Here is an 11,716-nt window from a genome sequence, read left to right as displayed (position 1 = left end):
CGCGACCTGGCCCACGGCCTCCGATCCACCGGCTCCGCGCGAGCCTTCCGACTTCCAACCCGGGGATGGCGTAAATGGTGAACGAGGAGAAGTACCTCGATTACCTCAAGCGGGCGACGACCGACCTCCGCGAGGCCCGACGGCGGCTGCGCGAGATGGAGGAGAAGGACCAGGAGCCCATCGCCATCGTCGCGATGAGCTGCCGCTACCCGGGCGGCGTCGCCACCCCCGAACAGCTGTGGGACCTCGTCGCCCGCGGCGGCGACGCGGTCTCCCCGTACCCCACCGACCGCGGCTGGGACACCGACGTCCTGTTCGACCCCGACCCCGACAGCGGGATCGACGCCTACGAGAAGGTCGGCGGATTCCTCCACGACGCCGCCGACTTCGACCCCGGCTTCTTCGGCATCTCGCCGCGCGAGGCGCTGGCCATGGACCCGCAGCAGCGCCTGCTGCTGGAGATCTCGTGGGAAGCGCTGGAGCGGGCCGGGATCGACCCCGCGTCCCTGCGCGGCAGCCGCACCGGCGTCTTCGCCGGCCTGATGTACCACGACTATGCCGCCCGGCTGTTCAGCGTCCCCGAGGAGATCGAGGGCTTCCTCGGCAACGGCAGCTCCGGCAGCATCGCCTCCGGGCGCGTCGCCTACACCCTCGGGCTCGAGGGGCCGGCGGTCACCGTCGACACCGCGTGCTCCTCCTCGCTGGTCGCCCTCCACCTCGCGGCCCAGGCGCTGCGCGGCGGGGAGTGCACCCTGGCGCTGGCGGGCGGCGTCACCGTCATGTCGACGCCCGGCACGTTCACCGAGTTCAGCCGCCAGCGCGGACTGGCCGGCGACGGCCGCTGCAAGTCGTTCGCGGCCGCCGCCGACGGCACCGGCTGGGGCGAGGGCGCGGGCATGCTGCTGCTGGAACGCCTCTCCGACGCCCGCCGCAACGGCCACCCGGTGCTGGCCGTCGTACGGGGCTCCGCCGTCAACCAGGACGGCGCCAGCAGCGGCCTCACGGCGCCCAACGGCCCCTCCCAGCAGCGCGTCATCCGCGCCGCCCTCGCCGGCGCCCGTCTGTCCGCCGGCCAGATCGACGCCGTCGAGGCCCATGGCACGGGCACCACGCTGGGCGACCCCATCGAGGCGCAGGCCCTGCTCGCCACCTACGGGCAGGAGCACTCCGAGGAGCAGCCGCTGTGGCTCGGCTCCGTCAAGTCGAACATCGGGCACACCCAGGCCGCCGCCGGTGTCGCGGGCGTCATCAAGATGGTCATGGCGATGCGGCACGGGGTGCTCCCGCGGACGCTGCACGTCGACCAGCCGACACCCAACGTCGACTGGACCGAGGGCGCCGTCGCCCTGCTCACCGAGTCCGCCGCCTGGCCCGACACCGGTCACCCGCGCCGCGCCGGCGTCTCCTCCTTCGGCATCAGCGGCACCAACGCCCACGCGATCATCGAGCAGGCCCCCGAGCCGGCCGGACCGGAGAACGAAGGCGAGCCGCCCGCGGTGGCCCCCGTCGCCGTGCCGGCCCCGTGGAACCTCTCCGCCAAGACCCCGGCGGCCCTGCGCGCCCAGGCGGCCGGACTGCGCGACCACCTGACCGCCCACCCCCACCTGCGGGCCGAGGACGTCGCCTACTCCCTGGCCACCGGACGCACCGACTTCGAGCACCGCGCCGTCCTCACGGCGGACGACCCTTCTCGACTCCGCGATGCGCTGGCGTCCCTCGCGGCCCCAGGGCCCGACAGGGCGACGGCGCCGGTTCCCGGCCTCACGCTCGGACGCCCGGTCGCGGGCAGGACGGCCTTCCTGTTCACGGGGCAGGGCAGCCAGCGCCTCGGGATGGGTCGGGAGCTGCACGCGGCGTATCCGGTGTTCGCCGAGGCCCTGGACGCGGTGTGCGAGCGGCTCGGGTCGGATGTGCTGTTCGGCGACGACCCCGATGCGTTGGACCGTACGGAGTTCGCGCAGCCGGCGTTGTTCGCTGTGGAAGTGGCGCTGTTCAGGCTGCTGGAGTCGTGGGGCGTACGCCCGGACTTCGTGTCGGGCCACTCGGTCGGTGAGATCGCGGCCGCGCACGTGGCGGGGGTGCTGTCCCTGGAGGACGCGTGCACGCTGGTCGCGGAGCGTGGTCGGTTGATGCAGGCCCTGCCGGGCGGCGGCGTGATGATCGCGCTGCAGGCCTCGGAGGACGAGGTCCTGCCGCTGCTCACCGATCGCGTCGGCATCGCCGCGGTCAACGGCCCGCAGTCGGTCGTCATCGCGGGCGACGAGGACGCCGCGATGGAGATCGTCGCGCGGTTCGAGGGCCGCAAGTCGAAGCGGCTGCCGGTCAGCCACGCCTTCCACTCGCCCCACATGGACGGGATGCTGGAGGCGTTCCGCGAGGTGGTGGCGGGCCTGTCGTTCGAGGCCCCGCGCATCCCGGTCGTCTCCAATCTCACCGGCGCTGTCGTCACCGACGAGATGGCGTCGCCCGACTTCTGGGTCCGGCACGTCCGCGAGGCCGTCCGCTTCCTCGACGGCGTCCGCACCCTCGCCGAGCGCAACGTCGTGCACTTCGTGGAACTGGGACCCGACGCGGTGCTGTCCGCCATGGCCCAGGAGGGCCCGGTCGGGGACTCGGCCGCGTTCGTTCCCCTGCTCCGCGCCGGCCGGCCCGAGACCGAGACCGTCACCACCGCCCTCGCCCGGCTCCACGTACGCGGCGTGCCCGTCGCCTGGGACGCGTACTACGCGGGCAGCGGCGCCCGGCGCGTCGACCTGCCCACCTACGCCTTCCAGCGCGAGGCGTACTGGCTCGACGCCGGGCGGCCCGCCGGGGACGTTTCGGCGGCCGGCCTCGGCGCGGCGGACCACCCGCTGCTCGGTGCCGCCGTCGCGCTCGCGGGCCTCGACGGCTTCCTCTGCACCGGCCGGCTCTCCCTGGACACCCACCCGTGGCTGGCCGACCACGCCGTCCAGGGCAGTGTCCTGCTGCCCGGCACCGCGTTCGTCGAGCTCGCGATCCGCGCGGGCGACCAGGTCGGCTGCGGCCTGCTGGACGAACTCACTCTCCACGCACCGCTGGTACTGCCCGAGGACGGCGCCGTCCAGGTGCAGGTGTGGGTCGGCGCACCGGACGCCACGGGCCGCCGCACCCTCGGCGTGCACTCCCGGCCAGAACCGGCCGGGGACAACGCCCAGGACGCGGAGAACGACGCGCCGTGGACACTGCACGCCGACGGCGTCCTCGCCATCGGCGCCCCGGCCCCCGGCTTCGCCCCCGAGGCCTGGCCTCCCGCCGGTGCCACCGCCCTGCCCGTCACCGACCTCTACGCGGGGCTGGCCGGGGCCGGCCTGGAGTACGGTCCCGCCTTCCAGGGCGTACGCGCCGTGTGGCGCGGCGCCGACGGGGCGACGTACGCCGAGATCGCCCTCGCCGACGGTCAGCGCGCGGAAGCCGGGCGGTTCGGTCTGCACCCCGCGCTGCTCGACGCGGCTCTGCACACCATCGGCCTCGCCGGCCTGGTCGAGGACACCGGGCGCGGCCGGCTGCCGTTCTCCTGGAACGGCGTCGCCCTGCACGCCGTGGGCGCCGCCGTGCTGCGCGCACGGCTGTCCGCGACCGGCCCCGACGCCGTGTCGCTGGCGCTCGCCGACGAGCACGGCCGGCCCGTCGCCGACGTCGCCTCGCTCAGCCTGCGCCCCGTCTCGGCGGGGCAGTCCGGCACCGGGCCGCGCGGCCACCGCGACGCCCTGTTCGCCGTGGACTGGATCCCCCTCGACCCGCCCGTGACGACGGCGCCGCCCGCCGGCCGGCGGGACGCGCTCGCCGTCATCGCCGCAGGCGACGTCCCGGGCCTGCCGGCCACCCGCCACACCTCCACGGCCGCCCTGATCGCGGCCTGCGACGCCGGCGCCCCCGTGCCCGGGACCGTCCTGGTCCCGCACGTCGCCGCGTCCGCGCTCAGCCCCGAAGCCGTCCACGAGGCAGCGCACCGCACGCTCGCCCTGCTTCAGTCCTGGCCGGCGGACGACCGCTTCGGCGACACCCGCCTCGTTCTTCTGAGCGAGGGCGCACTCGCCGCCCGGGCCGGCGACCGCGTCCCGGATCCGGTCCACGCCGCCGTATGGGGGCTGGTGCGTTCCGCGCAGTCCGAGAACCCCGGGCGTTTCGTGCTCGTCGACACCGACGGCACCGACGCGTCGCTGGCGGCCCTGCCCGCCGCGCTCGCCACCGGCGAACCCCAACTCGCCCTGCGCGACGGCATCGCGTACGCCGCCCGCCTCACGCGGGTACCCGTCCCGTCCGATGCCGTGGCGCCCGCCTTCGACGGCGGCGGGACGGTGCTGGTCACCGGTGCCACGGGCACTCTGGGCGGGCTGGTGGCCCGCCACCTGGTGGCCGAGCGCGGCGTGCGGCACCTGCTGCTGCTCAGCCGACGCGGGGATGAGGCGCCCGGCGCCGCCGAACTGTCCGCCGAACTCGTCGAATCGGGCGCTTCGGTGACGTGGGCGGCGTGCGACGCCGCCGACCGCGACGCGCTGGCGGAAGCGCTGGCGGCCGTCCCCGCCGACCGTCCGCTGACCGCCGTCATCCACACCGCCGGAGTCCTGGACGACGGCGTCATCGACTCCCTCACCCCGCAGCGGCTCTCCGCCGTCCTGCGCCCCAAGGCCGACGCCGCCCTCAACCTGCACGAGCTGACCCGCGGCCTCGACCTGGCCGCCTTCGTCCTCTTCTCGTCGGCGGCCGGCGTCTTCGGCGCGCCCGGCCAGGGCAACTACGCCGCCGCCAACGCCTTCCTGGACGCCCTCGCCCAGCACCGCCGCGCCCACGGACTGCCCGCCACCTCCCTCGCCTGGGGTCTGTGGGAGGACACCGACGGCATGGCGGGCCGCCTCGACCAGGCCGACCTGGACCGCATGAGGCGCGGCGGCGTGCGGGGCCTCACGGCCGCCGAGGGCCTCGCACTCCTCGACCTCGCCGACGCCCTCGCTGACGGCCTCGGCTCCGCCGACGGCGACGAGCACGGTGGAAGCCTTCGCGGCCTGCTCGTCCCCATGCGGCTGGCCCTGCCCGGTGGCGCCCGGAGCACCGACGTCGCGCCCCTCCTGCGAGGCCTCGTCCGCGGCCCCGGCAGGCGCGTCGTGACGAACACCGGAGACCGTGCCACAGCCGGCTCCGCCCTGGAGCAGCGGCTCCTAGGACTCGACCCGGCCGAGCGGGAGCGACTGCTCCTCGACCTCGTGCGCACCCATGTGGCGGACGTCCTCGGCCACGGCTCCCCGGACGCCATCGACCCCGAACACGCCTTCAGCGAGCTGGGCTTCGACTCGCTCACCGCGGTCGAACTGCGCAACCGGCTCGGCGCCTCGGTCGGCAGCCGACTGCCCGCCACCCTGATCTTCGACTACCCCACCTCCCTCGCACTCGCCCGGCACCTGCTCCTCGCCCTCGCCGGGACGGACGCGGCCACGCGCTCGGCCCTTGCCTACGCACCCGTCACCCAGGGCGCCCTGGCGGACGACCCGATCGCCATCGTCGCGATGAGCTGCCGCTTCCCGGGCGGCGTCACGACCCCCGAGCAGTTGTGGCGGCTCCTGGAGAACGGCGAGGACGCCGTCTCCGGCTTCCCCGACGACCGCGGCTGGGACCTCGACGCCCTGTACGACCCGGACCCGGACCACCCCGGCACCTCGTACACCCGGCACGGCGGCTTCCTCCACGACGCCGCCGCGTTCGACCCCACCTTCTTCGGCATCAGCCCGCGAGAGGCAGTCGGGACCGACCCGCAGCAGCGGCTGCTGCTGGAGACCACCTGGGAGGCGTTCGAGCGGGCCGGCATCGACCCGGCGACGGTGCGCGGCAGCCGGACGGGCGTCTTCGCGGGCGTCATGTACCACGACTACGCCACGCTCCTCGAACGCAGCGCCGACGGCGCCGACGGCTCCCTCGGCTCGGGCAGCACCGGCAGCATCGCCTCCGGCCGCGTCGCGTACACCTTCGGCCTCGAGGGACCCGCCGTCACCATCGACACGGCGTGCTCGTCCTCGCTCGTCGCCCTGCACCTGGCCGTTCAGGCCCTGCGCAACGGCGAGTGCGACATGGCCCTCGCCGGCGGCGTCACCGTCATGGCCACCCCCGGCACCTTCGTCGGCTTCAGCCGGCAGCGCGGCCTCTCCGCCGACGGACGCTGCCGCGCCTTCTCCGCCGACGCCGACGGCACCGGCTGGGGCGAGGGCGCGGGCATGCTCCTCGTGGAGCGGCTGTCGGACGCGCGCGCCAAGGGCCACCCGGTGCTCGCGGTGGTGCGGGGCTCGGCGATCAACCAGGACGGCGCCAGCAACGGCATGACCGCCCCGAACGGGCCGTCCCAGCAGCGCGTCATCCGCGCCGCCCTGGCCAGTGCGGGACTGACCGCGGCGGACGTGGACGCGGTGGAGGCCCACGGCACGGGCACCACGCTGGGCGACCCGATCGAGGCGCAGGCGCTGCTGGCGACCTACGGCCAGGAGCGCGGTGACGGGCAGCCGCTGTGGCTGGGCTCGATCAAGTCCAACTTCGGCCACACGCAGGCCGCGGCCGGTGTCGCGGGCATCATCAAGATGGTCATGGCGATGCGGCACGGGGTGCTGCCCAAGACCCTGCACGCCGACCAGCCCTCCGCGCACGTCGACTGGTCGGCGGGCGCGGTGTCCCTGCTCAGCGAGGCCGTCGCCTGGCCCGAGACCGGCCGTCCGCGCCGGGCCGGCGTGTCGTCGTTCGGCATCAGCGGCACCAACGCCCACACGATCATCGAGCAGGCCCCTGCCGCCCCCACCGCCCCTGCCGTGCCTGAAGGCCCTGCCATGCACGGCTCCCTGCCGCTGCGGCTGTCCGGGCGCAGCACCGCCGCCCTGTCGGCCCAGGCGCGCGGCCTGCGGACGCACCTGGCCGCTCACCCCGGCACACCTCTGCGCGACCTCGCCTACTCCCTCGCCACCGGTCGGGCCGCCTTCGACCACCGTGCCGTTGTCGTGGCCTCGGACGACGCCTCGCTCGCCGCCGCCCTCGACGCCCTTGCCGACGGGCACCCCGCTCCCGGGGTCACGTCCGGCACGGTGAGCAAGGGCGGCCGTACGGCGTTCCTGTTCACGGGGCAGGGGAGTCAGCGGCTGGGGATGGGGCGGGAGTTGTATGACGCCTATCCGGTGTTCGCCAAGGCCTTGGATGCGGTGGGTGAGCGGCTTGGGCTGGGTGTGCTGTTCGGCGATGACGCGGAGGCGCTGGAGCGGACCGAGCACGCCCAGCCGGCGTTGTTTGCCGTGGAGGTGGCGCTGTTCCGGCTGCTGGAGAGCTGGGGCGTGAAGCCGGACTTCGTGTCCGGTCACTCCGTGGGTGAGATCGCGGCCGCTCATGTGGCAGGGGTGCTGTCCCTGGAGGACGCGTGCACGCTGGTTGCGGCGCGTGGTCGGTTGATGCAGGCGCTGCCGGCCGGTGGGGTGATGATCGCGCTGCAGGCGTCGGAGGACGAGGTTCTGCCGCTGCTGAACGACCGGGTGAGCGTCGCGGCTGTGAACGGTCCGGAGTCGGTCGTCATCGCGGGCGACGAGGATGCCGCGGTCGCGATCGTGGAGGCTTTCGCGGATCGGAAGTCGAAGCGGCTGTCGGTCAGCCACGCCTTCCACTCGCCGCACATGGACGGCATGTTGGAGGCGTTCGGGGAGGTCGTTGCCGGGCTGTCGTTCGAGGCCCCGCGCATCGCGGTGGTCTCCAACCTGACCGGTGGTGTGGTCGGCGACGAGATGGGCTCGCCCGACTTCTGGGTGCGTCATGTCCGTGAGGCGGTGCGCTTCCTGGACGGGGTGCGTGCTCTGGAGGCCGCAGGCGTCACGACGTTCATCGAACTCGGCCCGGACGGCGTGCTGTCGGCGATGGCACAGGACTGCGTGACTGGGGACGCCGCTTTCGCCCCGGCGCTGCGCAACGGTCGTCCGGAGCCCGAGACGCTTCTTACCGCGCTCGCCCAACTGCACGTCCGTGGCGGCACGCTGGATTGGGAGGCGTACTTCGCCGGTGCGGGGGCGCGGCGGGTGGATCTGCCCACCTATGCCTTCCAGCGGGTGCGGTACTGGCCGGACACCACCAACCCGCTCCCCGGTGACGCCGCCGGGCTCGGGCTGGCCACCGCGGGCCACCCTCTGCTGGGTGCGGCGGTCACCCTGGCCGACGGCGAGGGATGTGTGTTCACGGGGCGCCTGTCGTTGCGTTCGCATCCGTGGTTGGCGGATCACGCGGTGTTCGGCTCGGTGCTGCTGCCGGGCACGGCGTTCGTGGAGCTGGCTCTTCACGCGGGTGAGCAGGTTGGCAGTCGGGTTCTGGAGGAGTTGACGCTTCAGGCGCCTTTGGTGCTGGCGGGGTCCGGTGCGGTTCAGCTGCAGGTGGTCGTCGGGGAGCCGGATGGCGCGGGTGGTCGTTCGGTGGCGGTGTATTCACGGCCGGACGACGTGGACTCGGTGTGGGTGCGTCATGCGGTGGGTGTGCTGACGGACGACGTTGGCGGCAGCGCCGCCGACTTGTCCGTGTGGCCGCCTGCCGGGGCCTCCGCCGTGAGTGCGGTGAGCGTGTACGAGGCGTTGGGCGCGGCGGGCCTTGAATACGGTCCGCTGTTCCAGGGGTTGCGGGCGGCGTGGCGCCGCGGTGATGAGCTGTTCGCCGAGGTGGCTGTGCCGGCGGAAGCCGAGGCAGGGGCGTTCGGCGTGCATCCGGCGTTGCTGGATGCGGCACTGCACACGGTGGCCCTGGGTGGCGTGCTTGCGGACTCGGAGGGTGGTGCGCGGCTGCCGTTCTCGTGGAACGGTGTGAGGTTGCATGCCGCTGGTGCGTCGGTGGTTCGGGTACGGGTGGCGGCGGCCGGCGACGGCGCGGTGTCGCTGGACCTCGCGGACACGGCAGGTGCACCGGTCGCCACGGTGGAGTCGCTGGCACTGCGCGCGGTCTCGCCCGAGCAGATCGACGCGGCACACGGCACCCGGCAGGACTCCCTCTACCGGCTCGAATGGACCGGACTGCCCGCCGACCGCGGCCCGTCCTCGACAGCAGGGACGACCAGCTGGGCGGTGGTGGGCGCCGAGATTCCCGGTCTGGACGTCCCGCGCCACGCCGACCTCGCCGCCGTGGCTGATGGGTCCGCCGACGTGCCGGACCTCGTGTTCGTCACGCTCGGAGATGCCGAGGACGCAGTGCCGGACGCGGTGCACGCCCGTGCCTCCTGCGCGCTCGCGCTTGTTCACGCATGGCTGGCGGAGGACCGCTTCGCAGGCTCCCGTCTTGTGTTCGTCACCCGGGAGGCCATGGCCGCCGAGGACGCCGACCCCGTCCGTGACCTCGCCGGTGCGGCGGTCTGGGGCCTGGTCCGTTCCGCCGGGACCGAGCACCCCGGCCGGTTCGCCCTCGTCGACGCCGGCGAGCGGGCTCTGCCCACGGAGGCGGTCGCCGCCGCCCTTGTAGCCGGCGAGACCGAGATGCTCGCCCGTGAGGGCGCGGTACGCGTACCGCGTCTGGTGCGGGCGGTGGTGGAGCCGGAGGCCGGGGCGCCTGCGCTGGATGGCACGGTGTTGGTGACGGGTGCCAGTGGTGCGCTGGGTGGGTTGTTCGCGCGTCACCTGGTGTCCGAGTACGGGGTGCGGGATCTGCTGCTGGTAAGCCGTCGGGGTGAGGACGCGCCGGGAGCCTCGCAGCTGACGGCCGAGCTCGCGGATCTGGGCGCCTCGGTCTCCTGGGCGTCGTGTGATGTCGCTGACCGTGAGGCGCTGGCCGCGGTGCTGGACGCGATACCTGGCGAGCGTCCGTTGTCGGCGGTGGTGCACACCGCGGGCATCCTGGACGACGGTGTGGTCGGGTCGCTGACGGCGGAGCGGTTGTCGGCGGTGTTGCGTCCGAAGGTGGATGCTGCGTGGAACCTCCACGAACTCACGCAGGGCATGGATCTGTCGGCGTTCGTGCTGTTCTCCTCGGCCGCCGGTGTGTTCGGCGGTGCGGGGCAGGCGAATTACGCCGCCGCCAATGTCTTCCTCGACGCGCTGGCGGCGCACCGCAGGTCGCAGGGCCTGGCCGCGACATCGCTGGCCTGGGGTCTGTGGGCAGGCGGCATGGCCGGCGAGCTGGGCGCCGGCGAGGTGTCGCGCCTCGGACGCGGCGGAGTGAACGCCCTCTCCGAGGACGAGGGCCTGGCCCTGTTCGACGCGGCCTCAGCCGCTCAGAGCGCGGTGTTCGTACCGGTGAAACTGGACTTGGGCGCGCTGCGCACGCAGGCGGGCAGTGGCATGCTGCCGCCGCTGCTGAGCGGGCTCGTCCGCGTGCCGGCCCGCCGCGCCTCGAAAGCCGCTTCAGGCTCGGAGGCGGAACGCGTGTCCGCGCTCCCGGTGTCCGAACAGAGGGCGCACGTTCTGGAGCTCGTCCGCACTCAGGTCGCTTCGGTCCTCGGATACGCGGGTGCGGAGGCGGTGGAGTCGGACCGGTCGTTCCGTGAGCTGGGCTTCGACTCGCTGACCGCTGTCGAGCTGCGGAACCGGCTCGGCTCCGCGACTGGGCTGCGCCTGCCGGCGACGCTCGTTTTCGACTATCCGACGTCCGTGGTTCTGGCAGAGCACCTGCGGGGCGAACTCGTCGGAGCCGTCCCGGCAGCCGTGGCGCCGGTCGCCGTATTGGTCCGTGACGACGAGCCGATCGCGATCGTGGGGCTGGGGTGCCGGTATCCGGGTGGGGTGGAGAGCCCGGAGGATCTGTGGCGGCTTGTGGTTGAGGGCCGTGATGCGATCTCCGGTTTTCCTGAGGATCGCGGCTGGGATGTGGAGGCGTTGTTCGACGCCGATCCCGACCAGCAGGGGACGAGTTATGCGCGGGAGGGTGGCTTCGTTCGGGATGCGGGTCATTTCGACCCGGCGTTCTTCGGGATCTCGCCGCGTGAGGCGGTGGCGATGGATCCGCAGCAGCGGTTGCTGCTGGAGACGTCGTGGGAGGCGTTCGAGCGGGCTGGGATCGACCCTGTTTCGATGCGCGGTAGCCGGACGGGTGTCTTCGCGGGTGTGATGTATCACGACTACGCCTCCCGGCTGAGCGTGCTGCCGGAGGGTGTCGAAGGCTTCGTCGGTACTGGTAACGCGGCGAGTGTCATCTCGGGCCGGTTGTCATACGCGTTCGGGCTTGAGGGTCCGGCGGTGACGGTTGACACGGCGTGTTCGTCCTCGCTCGTCGCCCTGCATCTGGCGGTGCAGGCGCTGCGGAGTGGTGAGTGTGATCTGGCGCTGGCCGGTGGTGTGACGGTGATGGCGACGCCGGCGGCGTTTGTGGAGTTCAGTCGGCAGCGGGGTCTTGCGTCCGATGGCCGGTGCAAGGCGTTCTCGGCGGACGCGGACGGGACGGGCTGGGCCGAGGGTGCGGGTGTGGTGGTCGTGGAGCGGCTGTCGGACGCCCGCCGCAACGGTCACCAGGTGCTGGCGGTGGTGCGCGGTTCGGCGGTGAACCAGGATGGTGCGAGCAATGGTCTGACGGCGCCGAACGGTCCGTCGCAGCAGCGGGTGATCCGGCAGGCGCTGGCCAATGCCCGGCTCACCGCGGCCGAGATCGACGCGGTGGAGGCGCACGGCACGGGCACGACGCTGGGTGACCCGATCGAGGCGCAGGCGCTGCTGGCCACCTATGGCCAGGAGCACAGTGACGAGCAGCCGCTGTGGCTGGGTTCGATCAAGTCGAACATGGG

The 11,716-nt window shown here is 73.5% G+C and carries 1 protein-coding gene; it reads left to right on the top strand.

Translation table 11 applies throughout. From position 1 onward, the window contains the following. Window positions 1-74: 74 nt before the first annotated feature. The coding region (locus CHF15_RS41295) for a type I polyketide synthase (RefSeq protein ID WP_179280218.1) at window positions 75-11,716 on the top strand (11,642 nt) is incomplete at its 3' end.

Source organism: Actinacidiphila glaucinigra (assembly GCF_900188405.1).
In the GTDB taxonomy this organism is placed as follows: domain Bacteria; phylum Actinomycetota; class Actinomycetes; order Streptomycetales; family Streptomycetaceae; genus Actinacidiphila; species Actinacidiphila glaucinigra.
Note: the sequence above shows the minus strand (reverse complement) of the source record. Positions and strands in the feature narration are given on the sequence as shown.